The sequence below is a fragment of the Bradyrhizobium sp. SZCCT0148 genome, from assembly GCF_018129985.1.
GTDB lineage: Bacteria > Pseudomonadota > Alphaproteobacteria > Rhizobiales > Xanthobacteraceae > Bradyrhizobium > Bradyrhizobium japonicum_H.
The window spans coordinates 190,351-208,507 of sequence record NZ_JAFCKT010000008.1; the positions used below are offsets into that span (position 1 = coordinate 190,351).

18 protein-coding genes and 1 pseudogene are annotated in these 18,157 nt (G+C 64.5%); 7 read left to right on the plus strand and 12 right to left on the minus strand.

All coding sequences use genetic code 11. The features are described 5' to 3' along the window. A complete protein-coding gene (locus JQ580_RS23365) occupies window positions 1–1,179 on the plus strand; it encodes a hypothetical protein (RefSeq protein ID WP_212282546.1) in 1,179 nt (392 codons plus the stop codon). A 158-nt stretch (window positions 1,180–1,337) separates the two neighbouring features. Here the strand turns inward: JQ580_RS23365 and JQ580_RS23370 are convergent, their stop codons facing one another. The 3 genes from JQ580_RS23370 to JQ580_RS23380 form a co-directional block, all read right to left on the minus strand. Further along, window positions 1,338–1,826, minus strand: coding sequence for a VOC family protein (locus tag JQ580_RS23370; protein WP_212282547.1), 489 nt, complete (start codon window positions 1,824–1,826; stop codon window positions 1,338–1,340). Between the two features lie 40 nt (window positions 1,827–1,866). Beyond that, window positions 1,867–2,298, minus strand: coding sequence for a VOC family protein (locus tag JQ580_RS23375; RefSeq protein ID WP_212282548.1), 432 nt, complete (start codon window positions 2,296–2,298; stop codon window positions 1,867–1,869). A gap of 130 nt (window positions 2,299–2,428) precedes the next feature. Then, on the minus strand, window positions 2,429–2,941 hold the full coding sequence (locus JQ580_RS23380; protein WP_080137629.1) for a cupin domain-containing protein: 513 nt from the start codon (window positions 2,939–2,941) through the stop codon (window positions 2,429–2,431). Between the two features lie 129 nt (window positions 2,942–3,070). Here JQ580_RS23380 and JQ580_RS23385 point away from each other — a divergent pair, with 129 nt between their 5' ends. Continuing rightward, window positions 3,071–3,289: a CsbD family protein gene (locus JQ580_RS23385; RefSeq protein ID WP_212282549.1), complete on the plus strand. Its 219-nt coding sequence runs from the start codon at window positions 3,071–3,073 to the stop codon at window positions 3,287–3,289. Window positions 3,290–3,372: 83 nt separating this feature from the next. On the opposite strand, the gene JQ580_RS23390 is transcribed toward JQ580_RS23385, so the two are convergent. After that, the gene (locus tag JQ580_RS23390) at window positions 3,373–3,837 is read right to left on the minus strand and encodes an FKBP-type peptidyl-prolyl cis-trans isomerase (protein ID WP_212282550.1); all 465 of its coding nucleotides are present in this window, start codon (window positions 3,835–3,837) and stop codon (window positions 3,373–3,375) included. Between the two features lie 75 nt (window positions 3,838–3,912). Then, complete coding sequence (gene ggt / locus JQ580_RS23395; RefSeq protein ID WP_212282551.1) at window positions 3,913–5,499, minus strand: gamma-glutamyltransferase; 1,587 nt, start codon at window positions 5,497–5,499, stop codon at window positions 3,913–3,915. A gap of 197 nt (window positions 5,500–5,696) precedes the next feature. On the opposite strand from ggt, the gene trhO reads away from it, so the two are divergent. Then, the gene (gene trhO / locus JQ580_RS23400) at window positions 5,697–6,479 is read left to right on the plus strand and encodes an oxygen-dependent tRNA uridine(34) hydroxylase TrhO (RefSeq protein WP_212282552.1); all 783 of its coding nucleotides are present in this window, start codon (window positions 5,697–5,699) and stop codon (window positions 6,477–6,479) included. Then, entirely contained in the window at window positions 6,469–6,687 is a 219-nt protein-coding gene (locus JQ580_RS23405) for a SlyX family protein (RefSeq protein WP_212282553.1), read from the plus strand. The genes trhO and JQ580_RS23405 overlap by 11 nt, the downstream gene beginning before the upstream one ends. A 5-nt stretch (window positions 6,688–6,692) precedes the next feature. On the opposite strand, the gene JQ580_RS23410 is transcribed toward JQ580_RS23405, so the two are convergent. Both JQ580_RS23410 and JQ580_RS23415 read right to left on the minus strand, forming a co-directional pair. Then, window positions 6,693–8,597 (minus strand): diguanylate cyclase, encoded by a 1,905-nt coding sequence (locus tag JQ580_RS23410; protein WP_212282554.1) that lies wholly within the window; start codon window positions 8,595–8,597, stop codon window positions 6,693–6,695. A 160-nt stretch (window positions 8,598–8,757) separates the two neighbouring features. Next, complete coding sequence (locus tag JQ580_RS23415; protein WP_212282555.1) at window positions 8,758–8,973, minus strand: hypothetical protein; 216 nt, start codon at window positions 8,971–8,973, stop codon at window positions 8,758–8,760. Window positions 8,974–9,079: 106 nt separating this feature from the next. Here JQ580_RS23415 and hemE point away from each other — a divergent pair, with 106 nt between their 5' ends. After that, window positions 9,080–10,114 (plus strand): uroporphyrinogen decarboxylase, encoded by a 1,035-nt coding sequence (hemE, locus tag JQ580_RS23420; protein ID WP_212282556.1) that lies wholly within the window; start codon window positions 9,080–9,082, stop codon window positions 10,112–10,114. Window positions 10,115–10,274: 160 nt separating this feature from the next. Here the strand turns inward: hemE and JQ580_RS23425 are convergent, their stop codons facing one another. From JQ580_RS23425 to JQ580_RS23440, 4 genes are all read right to left on the minus strand, one after another. Then, a complete protein-coding gene (locus tag JQ580_RS23425) occupies window positions 10,275–10,916 on the minus strand; it encodes a response regulator transcription factor (RefSeq protein WP_212282557.1) in 642 nt (213 codons plus the stop codon). A gap of 141 nt (window positions 10,917–11,057) precedes the next feature. Further along, window positions 11,058–12,038 (minus strand): hydroxymethylbilane synthase, encoded by a 981-nt coding sequence (gene hemC, locus JQ580_RS23430; protein ID WP_212282558.1) that lies wholly within the window; start codon window positions 12,036–12,038, stop codon window positions 11,058–11,060. A 24-nt stretch (window positions 12,039–12,062) separates the two neighbouring features. Next, window positions 12,063–13,688, minus strand: coding sequence for a GMC family oxidoreductase (locus tag JQ580_RS23435; RefSeq protein WP_212282559.1), 1,626 nt, complete (start codon window positions 13,686–13,688; stop codon window positions 12,063–12,065). A gap of 52 nt (window positions 13,689–13,740) precedes the next feature. After that, window positions 13,741–14,331, minus strand: coding sequence for a TetR/AcrR family transcriptional regulator (locus JQ580_RS23440; RefSeq protein WP_212282560.1), 591 nt, complete (start codon window positions 14,329–14,331; stop codon window positions 13,741–13,743). A 99-nt stretch (window positions 14,332–14,430) separates the two neighbouring features. Between JQ580_RS23440 and JQ580_RS23445 the strand changes: the two genes are divergently transcribed. Next, window positions 14,431–14,796, plus strand: coding sequence for a nuclear transport factor 2 family protein (locus JQ580_RS23445; protein WP_212282561.1), 366 nt, complete (start codon window positions 14,431–14,433; stop codon window positions 14,794–14,796). A gap of 297 nt (window positions 14,797–15,093) precedes the next feature. Beyond that, window positions 15,094–17,063: pseudogene (locus JQ580_RS34120) on the plus strand (putative bifunctional diguanylate cyclase/phosphodiesterase). A gap of 112 nt (window positions 17,064–17,175) precedes the next feature. Here the strand turns inward: JQ580_RS34120 and JQ580_RS23455 are convergent. Next, complete coding sequence (locus JQ580_RS23455; protein WP_212282562.1) at window positions 17,176–18,156, minus strand: PDR/VanB family oxidoreductase; 981 nt, start codon at window positions 18,154–18,156, stop codon at window positions 17,176–17,178. Window position 18,157: the final 1 nt, after the last annotated feature.

The following is an 18,157-nucleotide window of genomic DNA, read 5'->3' on the forward strand; positions in this document are numbered from 1 at the left end:
ATGGCAAAGCTCCCCCTAAAGCGCTTCATCCTCGCCGGCGTGCTGACCGCGGCCGCCGCACTTGCGTTCGTCGCGTCCGACATTCGTCCGGTCGCAGCCGCGGCGGCGTGTGAATCCGAGTGCAGCGAGCCAACGCCTTACCCGAGCTATACACCGTCCCCGACGCCGACATATTCACCGTCGCCCTCCCCCTCGCCGAGCCCCTATCCGTCGCCGAGCCCCTATCCCTCGTCCTCGCCGAGTCCGTATCCGACGTCGAGTCCGACATCCAGTCCAACGCCGACCGGCGCCGATTCCAGCGGCAATTCGATCGGCGGCCTCGCCAATCAGCGCTTCAACCAGATGATTACGAACCGGGTGCTCGGCACGGTCCTGCTCGGGGTCAACGAGCAGGTCAATTGCAGCGACTGCATCAGCGCGTTCGGCTCGGCCGGTTCCTTTTCGGCAGGCATCCACGGCCGCAAGGAGCTCACCAACAATCTGTCGCTACTCGCCGGCATCGCCTACACGCAATACAACGAGGGCGGTTACAAGATCACGAGCGCGCCGATCGGCGCCTTCGCGCTCCGTTACGACTTCACCGACTGGGGCTCGTCGCGTCCATTCTTCGACGTCGGCACCATCCTGACGCCGTGGGAGAAGGCGCGCTACACCCGCACCTATAATACCAGCCTCGGGCCGGTGAGCGTAACGAGTTCGACCAATGCTTCGAACTATGCGGTCTACGGCCGCGCCGGCTGGATAAGCCGCGTGTCGCCGCGGGACGAGGTCGCGGCTTCGATCGAGGTCTGGCAACTCTGGCAGCGCGTGTCCGGCTATAGCGACAATGCGGTGGCCTTCAACCCGTTCGACGCCACCATTGCGACCGGCACCGACCGCACCAGCCTGGTCAAGATCGGCGGCCAGTGGACGCACCTGTTGAGCAGCAGCATCGAAACCAACATCAACGGCGGCTGGGTGCAGTCGTTTGCGAGCCACAGCGGCATCGTTGCCACCGTGACCGGCAACGGCACGGTGGTGCCGACCATGGGCAACCAAGGCTGGTTCGAATATGGCGGCCGGCTCGGCTTCCGCGTGCAGAAGGGCTGGGTCGTGGACCTCTTCGCCAACGGCACGCTCGGCCCGCAGCCCGTCGGCAACACCATTCACGGCGGCGTGGGGCTGCGGATCAATTATTAGCTGCGACCACGGTCTCGTAGTCTCGTAGTCTCGTAGTCTCGTAGGGTGGGCAAGCGAAGCGTGCCCACGACCTCTCTCAAGTAGAGACATACCGTGGCCAAGGCGCAAGAGCGCCCTGGCTCTCCTACGGCACTGATCGTGTGGCGAGCGCGTCTGCGCTACGCCGCCGACTTGCCCTCGAACGCGCGACGCAGCACGTCGACATCCAGCTTCACCATCTTCATCATGGCTTGCATCGCGCGCGCGGCCGCTGCCTTGTCCGGGCTCGACAGGAACTCGAACATCACCTTCGGCACCACCTGCCAGGCCACGCCCCAGCGATCCCTGAGCCAGCCGCACTGCTCCTCCTTGCCGCCATCGGCCAGGAAAGCATGCCAGACGCTATCGACCTGGGCCTGGTCGTCGCAATGGATCATCAACGAGATGGCGTGGGTGTACTCCATCTTCATGCCGCCGTTGAGTGCGACCAGCGGCTGGCCGGCGACCGTGAACTCGACCACGAGCACGGAGCCCTCCTTGCCGGAGGGGCCGTCCGATACGTTGCGCTGAACGTACGTAATCGCCGAATTCGGCACCAGCGAGACATAGAACTTCGCGGCTTCCTCGGCATCGCCGTTGAACCACATGCAGGGAACGACCTTGGACATCTTGAAGGCTCCTCCTCGGTTTAGTGTTCAAACGCGCTGATCAGGCATTCGCCATGGCGGATGGCTGCGGAGGGACAGCCGCCATGTCCATCCAGTTCACACCCCACATATGGCCGTCCGGATCCTCGAAGCTGCGGCCGTACATGAAGCTGTATTCGTCCTTCGGACCGGGATCGGCCACCCCGCCCGCCGCCTCGGCCTTGCCGACGATCACGTCGACCTCGTCGCGGGTGTCGGCGGACAGGCAGAACAGCGCCTGGTTCGAGGTCTTCGCATCGGAGATGGGCTTCGGCGTGAACTGGCGGAATTTCTCGTGAGTGGTCAGCATGACGTAGATGGCCTCGGAAAAGACCATGCAGCTCGCGGTGTCGTCGCTGAATTGCGGGTTCCGGGTTGCGCCGACCGCTTCATAAAAAGCGGTCGCACGCTTGAGATCGGTGACCGGCAGATTGAGAAAAAACATCCTAGGCATCGGACGCTCCTTGGGCGGGTTCTGCCCAAGGACGGATAGGCCGACGGCCACCCGACACCGCTTCCGGATATTTTTCGAGACCACCCCTGCCCGGTTCTGTTCAACAGAAGCCGCAGGCAACCGTCAGGTGTTACTTCTTCTCGTTCGGATCCCGGTGGACGGGGTCGATCCACAACACGGTCTCGGGCTTCTCGACCGGCTCGATGTCGAGGTTGATCGCCACCGCCTCGCCGTCGCTGCGCACCAGCACGCATTCCAGCACCTCGTCTGGGCTGGCGTTGATCTCCTGATGCGGCACGTAAGGCGGGACGAAGATGAAATCGCCGGGGCCGGCTTCCGCGGTGAATTGCAGGCTCTCGCCCCAGCGCATCCGCGCCTTGCCCTTCACCACGTAAATGACGCTCTCGAGATGGCCGTGGTGGTGGGCGCCGGTCTTGGCGTCCGGCTTGATGCTGACGGTGCCGGCCCACAATTTCTGGGCGCCGACGCGCGCAAAATTGATCGCAGCGGCGCGGTCCATGCCTGCCGTCGACGGGACGTTGGTATCGAGCTGGTTGCCGGGAATGACGCGCACGCCGTCATGTTTCCAGCGATCGTCGTGATCGTGGTCATGGTGGGAATGCGAATGATCATGGCCGGTCATGGGACTTGCTTTCTGTTGGTTCCGTGCGCGGCAACCTAACCCGAAGGCACGTTGGCGAGCCATACCAAAAATGGAACTCTCTTAGCCGGAGAACGTTGTCCATGCGAGCACAATGGAAGGAGAATTTTCATGGGTAGCACGACCGACAAGATCAAGGGTACCGCCAACGAAGCCATCGGCAAGGCCAAGCAGGGCATCGGTGAAGCCACCGGGTCCGAGCGTCTGAAGGGCGAAGGCGTGATCCAGGAAGTGAAAGGCAAGGGCCAGCAGGCCATGGGCGATGCCAAGGACGCTGCAAAGGACGCGATTGATCGCGCAGCGGCAGGAGCCAAGCGCGCGACCGAATGACGCGCGACATCTGAAAGCGAGAAGACCGGCCGAAGGGCCGGTCTTTTTGTTTGTCTTGCTGGTTTCGGTCCGGCCGCGACGCGTCACTTCACCGCGAGCAATTCCACATCGAACATCAGCGTCGCGTTCGGCGGGATCACGCCGCCGGCGCCGCGGGCGCCGTAGCCGAGCTGCGGCGGGATGATCAGCGTGCGCTTGCCGCCGACCTTCATCGACGCAACGCCCTCGTCCCAACCGGCGATGACACGGCCCTTGCCGATCGGGAATTCGAACGGCTCCTTGCGATCGACGGAGCTGTCGAATTTCTTGCCCTTCTGGCCGTTCTCATAGAGCCAGCCGGTATAGTGCATCACACAGATCTGGCCGGGCTGCGGCGAGGCGCCGGTGCCGACGGTGGAATCGATGATCTGCAAGCCTGAAGCTGTGGTCATGGTCTTTCCTGCGGTCTGGGCCGAGGCCGTGGTGGAAACGAAATGCGACACGCCCGCAATCACCGTGATCGCGAGCGCCGACATCATCGTGAGGAGTGCGCGCTGGAAACGCTGCATAAAGCACCTTCCGTTTGAGGCGGATGGTGTCTAGCGCAATGCGGTGGTCGTTGCCAGCCCCGCTGCAGCCTTTGCTCAATAGCCGAGCGCGCAGCCGTCCTTGCGCGGATCGGAACCGCCGGTGAGCGTGCCCTTGTCCCAGTCGATCCAGATCGCCTGCGCGCCGCCGAGCGGGCCGACCACGCTGGTGGTCTTGTGGCCGAGCTTCTTCAGGCCCTCGACGATCGCAGCCGGCACGCTGTCCTCGAGCTGATACTGGCCCTCGTAGTGCAAGCCGCGCGGCATGTCGATTGCCTCCTGCACGTCGCAGCCATAGTCGAGGATGTTGGTCACGACGTGGGTCTGGCCGACCGGCTGATACTGTCCGCCCATCACCGCGAACGGCATCACGGAGCGGCCGCCCTTGGTGAGCAAGCTCGGCATGATCGTGTGCAGTGGCCGTTTGCCGCCGGCGATGCAGTTGGGATGGCCCGGCTGGATTCGGAAGCCACCGGCGCGGTTCTGGAACAGGACCCCGGTCTTGTTCGAGACGATCGCCGAGCCGAAGGAATGCGCGATCGAGTTGATGAACGAGCAGACGTTACGGTCCTTGTCCACGACGGTGATGTAGATGGTCGACGGATTCATCGGCGGTGCGACGTTCGGCAGGTCGAGCATGCCGTCCATGCGGATCTTGGCGATGTGCTCGTCGCAGAATTCCTTGGCGAGGATCTTGGCGACCTCAACCTGCATGTGATCGGGATCGGCAACGTGCAGTTCGCGGTGCATGTAGGCGATGCGCGCGGCCTCGGCTTCGAGATGGAAACGCTCGACGCTGAGAGGGGCGTATTTCGTCAGGTCGAACCGCGACAGGATGTTCAGCATCAGCAGCATCGTGAGGCCGGGTCCATTCGGCGGGCACTGCCAGACGTCGTAACCCTTGTACATGGTGCCGATCGGCGTCGTCGTTTCGGTAGTGTGCGCAGCGAAATCGTCGAGCGTGTGCAGGCCGCCGATGCCCTTGAGGGTCTCGACCATGTCTTCCGCGATCGCACCCTTGTAGAAGGCGTCGCGGCCGTCCTTGGCGATCGCACGCAGCGTCTTGCCGAGTTCGGCCTGGCGGATGACGTCGCCGGCCACCGGCGGCTTGCCGCCCGGCAACAGGTAACGCACGGTGTTGGTGCCGCCCTTCAGCTTCTCGAACTGGTTCTTCCAGTCGAAGGCGATGCGGGGGGCGACGACATAGCCTTCCTCGGCCGCCTTGATCGCGGGCTGGAGCAGCCGGTCGAAGCCGAACTTTCCGTGATCGCGCAAGACGGTCGCGAAGGCGTCGATCACGCCGGGGATCGAGACCGCATGCGCCGAGGTCAGCGGCACGGAAGTAATCTTGCGCTCGAGATACCAGTCGGCATTCGCCGCCTTCGGTGCCCGACCCGAGCCGTTGTAGGCGATGATCTTGCCCTCGCCGCGCGGCTGGACGAGCGCGAAACAGTCGCCGCCGATGCCGGTCGATTGTGGCTCGATCACACCGAGCAGGGCCGATCCCGCGACCGCCGCATCCACCGCGGTGCCCCCCTCGCGCAGCACCTCGATCGCGGCGAGCGAGGCCTGCGGATGCGAGGTCGCGACCATCGCGTTGGTGGCGTGGACCGTGGACCTGCCTGGGAAGTGAAAGTTTCTCATCGAATTCTTGCTCTCTTGGCCCGTGGCGCGGACGGCACGCCAGCTCGGAAAAACCCGGGTTACATGACACATTCCGGCAGCCTTGGGCAATGCTGGCATACCAGGGAAATGGCTGCCATCCGCTGGGCGTATAGAGCTTTCGAGGCCGACGGCCATGCGGGTTTTCCGGGCGCCGGCCGCCTGCTAAACGAGCGGCCATGTCTGATCCGGATTCGATCATCAAGGTCGCCGCCTTCTACCAATTCGCCGCCCTCCCGGATTACCGCGAGTTGCGCGAGCCGCTGCGTGCGTTCTGCGCCGGCCTTGGGCTGAAGGGCAGCGTGCTGCTGGCACAGGAAGGCATCAACGGCACGCTCGCCGGGACGCCGGAGGCGATCGACACCCTCGCCCATGAGCTGGCGCACGGCGACATGTTCGGCGGCAGGCTGAACAATCTCGAATTGAAGTTTTCGGCCGCTGAAGCGATGCCGTTCGGGCGGCTGAAGGTGAGGCTGAAGAAGGAGATCGTCACGCTCGGCGATGCGGCGACCGATCCGACCCGCCAGGTCGGCACCTATGTCGATGCGAGCGAATGGAACGCGCTGATCTCGGCGCCCGACATATTGCTGCTCGACACCCGCAACGCCTTCGAGGTGGCGATGGGAACGTTCGAAGGCGCCGTCGATCCCGGCATCAGGAGCTTTGGCCAGTTCAAGGATTTTGCCGCAGTCGGGCTCGATCCCGCAAAGCACCGCAGGATCGCGATGTTCTGCACCGGCGGCATCCGCTGCGAGAAGGCGAGCTCGCATCTGCTCGCGCGCGGCTTTACGGAAGTCTATCACCTCAAGGGCGGCATTCTCAAATATCTGGAAGAGGTGCCGGAGGCGCAAAGCCGCTGGCGCGGCGAATGCTTCGTGTTCGACGAGCGCGTCGCGCTCGGCCATGGTCTGCGCGAACGGAGCTTGCTCGAACAGGATATGGGACACGGCCGTGACGAATGAGATCAGGGCGCTCGCCGAGCGCATCGACACGCTGGAAACGCGCCTCGCCTATCAGGACGACACGATCGAGACGTTGAACCAGACCATCACCGCGCAATGGAAGCAGATCGACATGCTGACGCGGAAGATCACGGAGCTTGGCGAGCGGCTGCAGGATGCCGAGGCCAGTGCGCCCGGGCCGGCCAACGAACCCCCGCCGCATTATTGAGCCGTTTACTGGCCGGATGCCTTGGGCAGCAGGTTCATGAGCTCGCCGGACATCATCAGCCGGTTACGGCCCGCGTCCTTCGCGGCGTAGAGCGCCCGGTCGGCGGCTTCGACGAGCGAGGATACGCCCGCCGTACGCTCCAGCGCCGGCCGGCAGACCGCACCACCGACCGAGGCGGTGACGCGACCGGATGCCGGATTGGTGGCATGGACGAGGCCGGCTTCGTGGATGGCACTGCGGATCCGTTCGCCGACCTGGGCGCATCCGGCGGGATCGGTGTTCGGCAGCAGCATGGCGAATTCCTCGCCGCCATAGCGCGCCGCCAGATCGCCGGTGCGCTGCGTCTCGGCCGCGATGATCTTTGCGACCAGACGCAGGCAGGCATCGCCTGCGGGATGGCCGTATTCGTCATTATAGGCCTTGAAGTGATCGACATCGATCATCAGCAGAGCAAGGCTGGAGCGGTCGCGATAGGCGCGTGCCCATTCCTCCTTCAGCCGCTCGTCGAAGCGGCGGCGATTGGCAAGGCCGGTGAGGCTGTCCTCGATCGCAAGTGTCTCGAGCCTGGTCTCCAGGTTCTTTTGCTCGGTGATGTCGCGGGTGATCGCGACCACGCCGTCGACGCGGCCGTCGTCCTTGCGTGTCACCCGCATGGTCGATTCGAGCCAGACCTCGCCGTTCTGCCGGTGCGAGTGGCGATAGGTGAACCGCGCTTCTTCCCGGTCGCCACGCTTCATGGCATCGACGGTCGCCTGGACCCCCGGCAGATCCTTCGGATTGATGCCCGCGAGCGCAGGTGTGCCGATCAGTTGATTGGCGCGCCAGCCGACGACCCGCACGGACGAGGGCGAGACATAGCGCAACCGCTCGTCGAGCCCGATGCTGGTCACCATGTCGCTGGAGCCTTCCGCGAGCAGGCGGAAATGCGCTTCCTTCTCGACCAGGGCCGCGGCCATGCGCTGGCCGCGTTGCAACTGCCGGACCAGCACGGCGCCGATGACCGCAATGAGCATCACCAACGCGATGACGTAGAGCATGCGGGAAATGGCCGCGGCGCGCCATGGCGCGAGCAGTTCCTCCTTGTCCAACGTGGCCAGCAGGACGAGGCGATAGCGGCCGCTGCGCTTGAAGAAACTGACACGCTCGGCACCGTCCAGCGGTGACGTGAAATGATAGACGCCGCCCGGCCGTTGCAGGCTGGCGTCGCGAAACAGCGCGGTGTCCGCGACGCTGCGACCGACGAACTTGTCGTTGCCGGGATTGCGCGCGATGATCAACCCATCGCCATGCACCAGCGCCACGGAGCTGTTGCGGCCGATCTCGAATTGCTCGTAAAAGTGCGCCAGATATCCGGAACTGATGGTTGCGACCACCACACCGCCGAAGCTGCCGTCAGGCTTGTTGAAGCGGCGCGACAGGGTGACCACCCATTCGCCTTCGAGCAGGCTCTTCACGGGATGGCCGACATAGGGCTCCCGTTTCGGGGACAGCTGATGATAGCGGAAGAATGCATCGTCGCTGAGCGTCGAGCCGGTCGTGCCCGGCGAGGTCAGCCAGTTGCCGCGATCGTCGATGACGGCGAGGCTGTGGATGCGCGGCATCGCCTTCTTGCGCGCCTCCACGACGTTGCCGAGCTTGGCGATGGTGGCGGGGCTGGTACCATCCATCTCCAGCCGGCTGACGACGCCGACCACGCCGGAATCCAGGAGATCGAAGCTGTCCTCGGCGTGCTGGGTCAGCGAACGGGCCACGTTTGCCATCTCGGTCTCGGCACCCCTGAGGACTGCGTCGCGTGCGGCCCATTCGCGCCAGCCGCTGACACCGAGGATAGCCGCGCAAGTGAGCACGACGAACGCCGCCGCGCGCACCGGCAGGCGGCTCCATCCCGTTCGTTGGGCAACAGCAATCACGCGGCAGGGTTCTCCGATATTCGGAACCTCTGCCGCTTGTGTTATTGAACCTTGAAACCACCGCCGGATTGGGCGGCGATATCCCGATTTTCCGTAGTCCTACGGACGCAAGGATCGGCGCATTGCTAACAGGACATTAGCAAAGCGGCCGCGCACTCCGCTAGCTGAAAATGGCCTTTACCTTGTCCCAGAGCGAGGGATTGTCAGCATCCGCATCCGCTTTTGACGGCGTCGGCTGGGTGGCGCTGATCGGATCGGAGGCCGGGAAGCTATCCTCCAGCCCGGCGTCGAGCTTGCTGTGACGGTCGGCAGCGAGCGCTTCGTGCAGATCGTCGGCGTGCTTGTCGTGCGGCGCGGGGTTGAATGTCTCAGCCATAATGTCCTCCATCGGCAGATCAACGCGCTCCGATTGTGCTGGTTCCCCTGTTCCGTTGGCGGCCATAGCGGTGTATCAGGAGCCGTAACCCTGCCCAGGACCATTCGTGCCCCAATCCGCGACGAAACCTTTCATCGACGTGCTCTCCGGCCAGCACCGGAGCATCCCGCCCATGTGGATGATGCGGCAGGCCGGCCGCTATCTGCCGGAATACCGCGAGGTCCGCGCCAAGGCCGGCGGCTTCCTCGACCTGTGCTTCAACCCGCAGCTTGCGGCCGAGGTGACGCTGCAACCGATACGCAGGTTCGGCTTCGATGCCGCGATCATCTTCTCGGACATCCTGGTGATCCCCTATGCGCTCGGGCGCTCGGTGCGGTTCGAGGTCGGTGAGGGCCCGCGGCTGGATCCGCTGGACGATCCCGCCAAGGTCGCAACGCTGGCCGCGCACGCCGACTTCGGCAAGCTCGAGCCGGTGTTCGAGGCGCTCAAGCTCGTGCGCACCGCGCTCGATCCCAAGACCGCGCTGATCGGCTTCTGCGGCGCGCCGTGGACGGTCGCGACCTACATGGTCGCGGGCCAGGGCACGCCCGACCAGGCGCCGGCCCGGATGATGGCCTACCGGCATCCGGAGACGTTCGCGAAGATCATCGACGTGCTGGTCGAGAACTCGATTCAATATCTGCTGTTGCAGCTTGCAGCCGGCGCCAACGCCTTGCAGATTTTCGACACCTGGGCCGGCGTGCTGCCGCCGGCCGAGTTCGCGCGCTGGTCGGTCGAGCCGACCCGGCGCATCGTGGAGGGCGTGCGGGCCAAGGTGCCGGACGCCAAGATCATCGGCTTCCCCCGCGGCGCCGGTGCGCAATTGCCGGCCTATGTCGAGGCGACCGGCGTCAATGCGGTCAGCATCGACTGGACTGCGGAGCCGGGCTTCATTCGCGAACGCGTGCAAAGCAAGGTCGCCGTGCAGGGCAATCTCGATCCGCTGGTGCTGATCACGGGCGGCGCCGCGCTCGACGGCGCAGTGGACGACGTGCTGGCGAATTTTGCGCAGGGCCGCTTCATCTTCAATCTCGGCCACGGCATCCAGCCGGAGACGCCGATCGCCCATGTCGAGCAGATGATCAAGCGGGTGCGGGGGTAATTCAACCCGCTCCTGAGGCGGCCGCACCCAAAAAGTGCGAAAACAACCCCATGCACAGTAGACAAGTCATTGAAAAGGCTGGGGCCGGCGTGACCCTGCTCAGACCCACGTTTGACACGTCGGGCAAAACGCGATCACGCCGGCATCACCACCTGCGTCATCAGTGAACGGTGCGGCGCCCAGAGGCGGCGGGCCGGTCTTTCAAGGCCAGTGCCCCTTTGAAGGCCATGAGCGAAAGCTGCGCGGTCGTCTTGACGCCGGCCTTTTGCAAGATCCGGGCGCGGTGATCCTCGACCGTTCGCGGGCTGATGCCGAGCTTCCGCGCGATCACCTTGCTCGATGACCCCGCGATCAGATGATCCAGGACCTCGCACTCGCGCCTGGTGAGTCCCCGCGATTGCTTGAAATGGTCCAATGAACCCGCCGAATGCGCAGGCTGGCCAGCGCCGGCCGACTCGATCCGTGCAACCAGATCTGCCGGACTGAACGGCTTCTGGACGAAATCCGCCGCTCCGATCCGAAGCGCATGCACTGCGGTTGGGATATCGCCCTGCCCCGACACCATGAGGATCGGGGCCGGACAGGTTCGATCGGTCAGTTGTCCAAGAACGTCCAGTCCCGATATTCCGGGCAGGCACAGATCGAGAAGAATGCAGGCCGGCGAGGCATGGCGGGACTTCGCGATCAGGGCTTCGCCATCGGCAAAGAAGACCGGCTGATAGCCCGCTTTCTCGAGAACGACCCTCAGCATCGCGCGCGTCGTCAGATCGTCTTCGAGAATGAATATCTCGTTCTCAGTCATCGTCGTCGCCTTTTCGTTCAGACCACGACTGCTATGCCTTGGACGCTGCGGCAGGAAAAGCGGAAGTCAGCAAGACGGTTGGCGACCAAATAACGACAAGTTTGCGTAAAATTACATCGGATTAGGCGGGAATTAACGCATTCAGCGCGGCCGGCTGCGCTCGATGATTTCGGCGGCGCCCTTGCCCAGTAGATCCAGCCCCACCGCGCGCCCGAGTTCGCGCGGGCGATTGGCGGGGCCTTCGCGCGACGCCTCGATGATGGTGTTGCCGGAGAGATCGAGCACGGATGCGGTGAGCGACATCCGATCGCCCGCGATGGTCGAGAAGCCCGCCACCGGCGAATTGCAGTGGCCGTTCAGCACCCACAATACCTCGCGCTCGGCATCCGCAGAGGCATGCGCGTCGCGATCGTCGATCGACGACAGGATCTGCCGCGTCTGCCAGTCCTGCACGGCGCATTCGACGGCGACGATGCCCTGCCCCGCCGCCGGCAGCATCTCCATCGCAGTGAATTCGTAGGCGATGCGGCCGGCCAGGCCGACGCGGTCGAGACCGGAACGCGCCATGATCAGCGCGTCCGCCGGCCCCACTGCGCCGCCACCCGGCAGCTTCTGCTTTTCGCCATTGTCGAGCTTGCGCACGCGCGTGTCGGCGGCGCCGCGAAAGTGAATCACCTCTACATCCGGAAACAAGCGCCGTGCATAAGCGGCGCGACGGACGGCATTGGTGCCGATCTTGAAACCCTTGCCGCGCGACTGACGCAACGCCTCCAGCGTCACGCCATCGCGCAGCACCAGTGCGTCGTTGGGCGGATCGCGCGACAGTGTGGCGCCGATGACGAGGCCGGGCGTGTCCTCGTTGCCCGGCATGTCCTTTAGCGAGTGCATCGCCGCCTGTAATTCGCCTGACAGCACGGCGGCGCGGATCTGCGCCACGAAGGCGCCGCCCTTGCCGCCATGCGGCAGCAGCTTGCTGGTCTGGTCGAGATCGCCCGTCGTGTCGAACTTGACGATCTCGACGTCGAGGCCCGGCACCGCGGCGGTCAGGCGGCGCGCGATCTCTTCCGTCTGTGCCAGCGCCATCGTGCTCTTGCGGGTGCCGATCTTCAGTCGCGTAGCCAAACCATCTGCTCCTTCTCGCGCGGGTTACCGCGCATCCTCCAATATCATGTCGGAGGCCTTTTCGGCGATCATGATGATCGGCGCGTTGGTGTTCCCCGAGACGAGGTCCGGCATGACCGAGCCGTCGACGACGCGAAGGCCGTCGAGCCCCCTCACCTTCAGCCGCTGGTCGACCACCGCAAGCGCATCATTGCCCATACGACAGGTCGAGGTCGGATGGTAGATGGTGCTGCCGCGCTCGCGGCAATAATCCAGCAGCTCGGCGTCCGTGGATACCTTCGCGCCGGGATCGTATTCATTGACCACGAACGGCTTCAGCGCCGGCGCATTCAATATCGTGCGCAGGATCTTCAGGCCCTCGACGTTGGTGGTGCGGTCGGTCTCGGTCGACATGTAGTTGATGCGGATCTCCGGCGGCACGGTCGGATCGGCACTCCGGATGCGCAAGGTCCCGCGGCTTTCAGGACGGAGCTGGCACACGGAAGCCGTGAAGCCCGAGAAATCATGCAGCTTCTCGCCCATCTTGTCGGTCGAGAACGGCAGGAAGTGCACCTGGATATCGGGCGAGGCCAACCGCGGGCTGGTCTTGAAGAACGCGCCCGCGGTGCCGGCTGCGATCGTCAGCCAACCTTTCCGGAACAGCGCATAACGCGCGCCGGCCATAGTGCGCCGGAGCGGATGATTGACGGTGTCATTCAGCGTGATCTTCTGCGAGCAGCGCATCACGATGCGGACCTGCATGTGATCCTGGAGGTCGTGACCGACGCCCGGCGCGTCGAGCACGACGTCGATGCCATGGTTGCGCAAGAGGTCGCCCGGGCCGACGCCGGAGAGCTGCAGCAGCTGCGGCGAATTATAGGCGCCGCTCGACAGCACGATCTCCCTGCGCGCGCGGGCACGGCGGATTTGCGCGCCTTGCCGATATTCGACGCCGACGGCGCGGCGTCCCTCGAACAGCACGCGCTGGCCGAGCGCTGAGGTTTCGACCTTGAGATTGCCGCGCATCTTCGCCGGCCCGAGATAGGCCACCGAGGTCGAGGCCCGACGGCCGTTGCGTGTCGTGGTCTGGAACAGGCCGACGCCTTCCTGGGTAGCGCCGTTGAAGTCCGGATTGTAGGGCAGACCGGTCTCGACTGCGGCGTCGATGAAGGCCTTCGACAAGGGATCGGTCACGACCATGTTCGAAACCGGCAACGGACCGCCGCTGCCATGATATTGGTCGGCGCCGCGCGACTGGTTCTCGGCCTTCTTGAAATAGGGCAGCACGTCGTCATAGCCCCAGCCTGTGTTGCCCAGCTGGCGCCAGCGATCATAGTCCTCGTGCTGGCCACGGACATAGAGCAGGCCGTTGATCGAGCTCGAGCCGCCCAGCGTCTTGCCGCGCGGCTGAAACACCTGGCGCCCCTTCAGCTCGGGCTCGGGCTCGGTCTGGTACATCCAGTTGACGGACTTCTCCTTGAACAGCTTGCCGTAGCCGAGCGGCACGTGGATCCAGATGTTGGAATCCTTCGGGCCGGCCTCGAGCAGCAGCACGCTGTGCTTGCCGTTCGCCGAGAGCCTGTTGGCGAGCACGCAGCCGGCGGAGCCGGCGCCGACGATGATGTAGTCGAATTCGGGATCGGACGGCGTGAGAGTGGAAGTTGCGTTCATGCGCTGCTGTTCTTCTTGTGGGTGTGGGCGTTTCCGCTCCGTCACTAGCACGTCATGGCTTGACGCGCAGCGCCTCGACCAGCGACTTGAACGCACGGGCATATTCCACGCCGGCCCTTGCGACATCGGCGCGTCCGGCGCAGGCGACCGCGGCCTCCGTCACTGCGCCGAGCAGCAGGCGGGCGAGCGGTTCGACCGGCTGCTTTGCGATGAGGCCAGCCTCCATCGCCACCGAAAGCGCGCGCGGCAGCTTGCCGCCGAAATGCTGCGCGTCGATCTCGCGCCAGCGCTCCCAGCCGAGCACGGCCGGGCCGTCGCGCAGGATGATCTGGCCGGTCGGGCCCTTCGCGGTCGCAGCGAAATAATGCTGCGTGCCAGCAACCATCGCCGCGAGCACATCCTTCTCGGTGCGAGCCGCGCCGTCGATCTCGACGACGAGGTCGCGCGAGACCTGGTCGAACACCGCAGCGAACACCGCCTCCTTCGTCTTGAAGTGATGATAGACCGCGCCCTTGGCGATACGGGCTGCTTCCGCGATCTCGTCCATGGTGGTGGCCGCAAAGCCCTGCGTCCCGAACAGCCGACGGGCCGCCGTAAGGATCGCCTCCGATGTCGCTGCGCGCCGCTCCGCCTGTTTCGCCATGAGTCTCGTCTAGTCCAATCGCGCAGAGGGCGCCAGTTGACTTTTCGACTGACGGTCGGTAGTTACCGACCATCAGTCGGTTTTATCATGAGGTGCGCCATGCCGAGCCGTCAGGCCGTCGAAGCTTTTGCCAAGCAATTGGAAACCGGAGATTTCGTCGGCGCGATCGAACAATTCTATACACCCGATGCCGAGACCTACGAGAACAACGCAGACCCGACGGTCGGTCGGGAGAAGCTGGTGGCGAAGGAGCGCGGCGTGCTGGCGGCCTTCAAAGAGGTCAGGGCTGTCCGGATCGGACCGAGCCTGATCGAGGGCGACCATGTTGCGACCCGCTGGACCTTCAGTTTCACGAACGCGGAAGGAATGACGCGGACGCTCGACGAGATCGCGTGGCAGACCTGGCGGGGCGACAAGCTGGTCGAGGAGCGTTTCTATTACGACCCGAAGCAGTTGGGGCGCTGAAGCGTCCCCCCGACTTCCATGTCGTCCCCCGGCTCAACCGGGCGATCAAGGCCGCCGGCAATGGAATCGATGGGATACGACGTCCAGGATGCTCCGCTTTCGCCGGGCAAGACGGCGCCCAGCCGCAACATTCCTCAGCCATCCCGCATTTGTATCGATTTGTTATCGATACTTGCTCACGGACACGCAGAAGTGGTCAGCGCGAACGCCGCAGCGGGGGATAATTCATAGTTCGTCAAAGGTTTGCAGCGAAATCTTCCGACCGGGCCGGACCACGCCCATGCTGCAGGCTATGAAATGCGGACTCAAACGACCAACTATGTCGCACGGCTGTTCGCCGGCGATTTGTCGGCCTTTGGCGGTCCCGCAACCGACGAAGCCGTAGCCGGCCATATCCGGGCCGAACAGATGTCGCTGGTGCTCGGCTATTCGGTCGGCATCATGCTCGCCAATGCCTGCAACGCCATCGTCCTTGCCATCGCGCTTTGGCAGTCGCCGGACAGGATATTTGCGTTGATCTGGGCAAGCGCTGTCGCAAGCGGCGCGATCATGTTCGGTCTGCAGTCCCGCGCCGCGCGCCGCATCACCAAGCCGCAATTCGTCTCGCGTCGTGCCATGCACCGGCTGGTGCGCAACGCTTTCGTCCTTGGCTCCGCCTGGGGCATCGTTCCGGCCGCGTTCTTCGCTGATGCTTCGACCGGCGGCCAGCTCGTGATTAGCTGCCTATGCTCGGGCATGCTGGCCGGCGGTGCCCTCGCCTTCGCCACCATCCCGATCGCGGCCATCGCTTTCACCACGCCGATCTTCCTCGGCATTGCCATCTGCCTCGGCCGGAACGGCGATCTGGCCTTCCTCCTGATCGCCTTCCTCGTCGTGGTCTATGGCAGCGTGCTGCTGCGCGGCGTGTTCGTCAATTCGATCGCGTTCGCACGGCGCGTGACGCGGCAGATCGAAGCGGAGCGTACGGTGCGGCAGGACACGCTTACCCATCTGCCCAACCGTGTCGCCTTCAACGAGACACTCGAAGCCGCGCTGAAGCGATTGGCGCTGGCCGGCGAGGAATTTGCGGTGCTCCTGCTCGATCTCGACCGCTTCAAGGAGGTCAACGACAAGTTCGGCCATCCCGCCGGAGACGAATTCCTGGTCGAAGTTGCAAACCGCCTGCGACGATGCACCCGCGCTGCCGAACACGTCGCGCGCATCGGCGGCGACGAGTTTGCGCTGGTGATGGCCAACCTGGCGCGTCCCGAGGATGCACTCGATCTCGCCGAACGCTTCGTCGCGGCTTTCAATGAACCGTTCCACATCGAGGGCCACCAGATCGTCGGAGCGACCAGCGTCGGCATCGTGCTGGCGCCGCGCGACGGCACCACGCCACTCGACGTCATGAAGAATGTCGATGCCGCCCTCTACCGCGCCAAGAAGGCGGGTCCCGGCACGATCCGCTTCTTCGAGGAAGCCGACGACCGGGTGTCACGCGATCGCAAGGCGCTCCAATCCGACCTCGCCGGTGCAATCGCGCGAGACGAGCTGTTTCTCGTGTTCCAGCCGTTCCTTGACCTCAACGAAAACCGGATCACCGGGTTCGAGGCGCTGCTGCGCTGGCGACATCCCGAGCGCGGGCTGATACCGCCGAGCGAGTTCATCCCGATTGCGGAAGAGACCGGGCTGATCCACGAGATCGGCGAATGGGTCGTTCGCCGCGCCTGCGCGACGGTGGCCGAGTGGCCGAGTGGCCGGACGACATCAGAGTCGCCGTGAACTTCTCTGCCGCGCAGTTTCACAATTCCGGCATCCTCCAGATCATCGTGCAGGCGCTCGCGGCGGCGAAGATCGCGCCGCACCGGCTGGAAATCGAGATCACGGAATCGATGCTGCTGTCGAAATACGGCTCGGCCGAGACGGTCCTGAACGCGCTGCTGCAGCTCGGCGTCACCGTGGCGCTGGATGATTTCGGGACTGGGTTCTCGTCGCTGACCTATCTGCGCAAGCTGCCGTTCGACCGAATCAAGATCGACCGATCCTTCATCCAGGACATGCTGGTGCAACCGGATTGTGCCGCCATCGTCAAATCGGTGATCTCGCTCGCGCGCGACCTGCGTATCGCCGTCGTCGCCGAAGGCGTCGAGACCGCCGACCAGCTCGACCATCTCAGGCAGATCAGTTGCGACGAGGTGCAGGGCTATTTGATCAGCCGGCCGGTGTCCGCGGATCGTGTGCCGGGGCTGCTGGACACGACGAAGCTTCGCGCGACGTTTGCGGCGTAGGGCACGAAAGCCCCCGCGGCGTCATGGCCGGGGTTGTCACGGCCATTCCTAGCTCCGAGCGCGAAGAACGGGGACGCCCGGGACAAGCCCGGGCGAAACGACCTCCCTGGCGTTAAACCGCATCCGCCCGCAGCAAGGTATCCACGGTGATCGTCCCCCGCGCGCGGGAGACGCAGGCGCAGATCTTCTGGTTGCTCTCTTTCTGATGATCGCTGAAGAAGACGTCGCGATGATCAATCTCGCCGTCGACCTCGACCACGTCGATGGCGCAGAGACCGCATTCGCCGCGCTTGCAATCGTACATGACGTCATGACCGCTGGCGTTGAGCACATCCAGCATGGAGCGCTCCCGCGGGATTTCGAGTTCGACATTCGAGCCCATCAGGCGCACGCGAAACGGCTCGGTCGGCAGCGAGCCGCTGGAGCCGAAAGTCTCGTAGCGGAGATCGGGTAGCGGATGGCCCGCACCGATCCAGGCGTGACGTGCGGCATCGAGCATGCGCATCGGACCGCAGAACAGAGCCAGCGTGCCTTGCGGCAATGACGCGAACAGCGTGTCGAGATCGAGCCGCCGACCTTCATCGCTGGCATGAACAACCAGGCGATCGCCGAGCATTCCAGCGAGATCATCGAGATAGGCGGCCTCGGCGCGAGAGCGCATCGCATAGTGCAGCGTGACATCCACCCCGCGCCGCGCCAGCGCCTGCGCGGCGCCGAGGATCGGTGTGATGCCGATACCGCCGGCGATCAGACAATAGCGTTCGCGGGACCAGTCCACCGCGAGCATCGAGGCCGGCTGCGTGATGTCGAGCCGCGCACCGGGCGCAAGCTGCCACATGTAGCGCGAGCCGCCGCGGGAATCATCGGCGCGACGCACCGCGATCCTGAACCCGTGCGATGAGGCCTCGCCGACCAGCGAATAGGACCGCGTCTCCGGCAGACCGTCGATGGTCACGCTGACATTGATGTGGCTGCCGACCGGATAGGCGGTGGCGTCGAACTGATCGGGCCGGATCAGGAATTCGCGGATGCCGGGAGCAAGATCGCGCGTCGAGACGAGCGTCGCCGGAGTCCAGGATTCGATGAAGCGCATG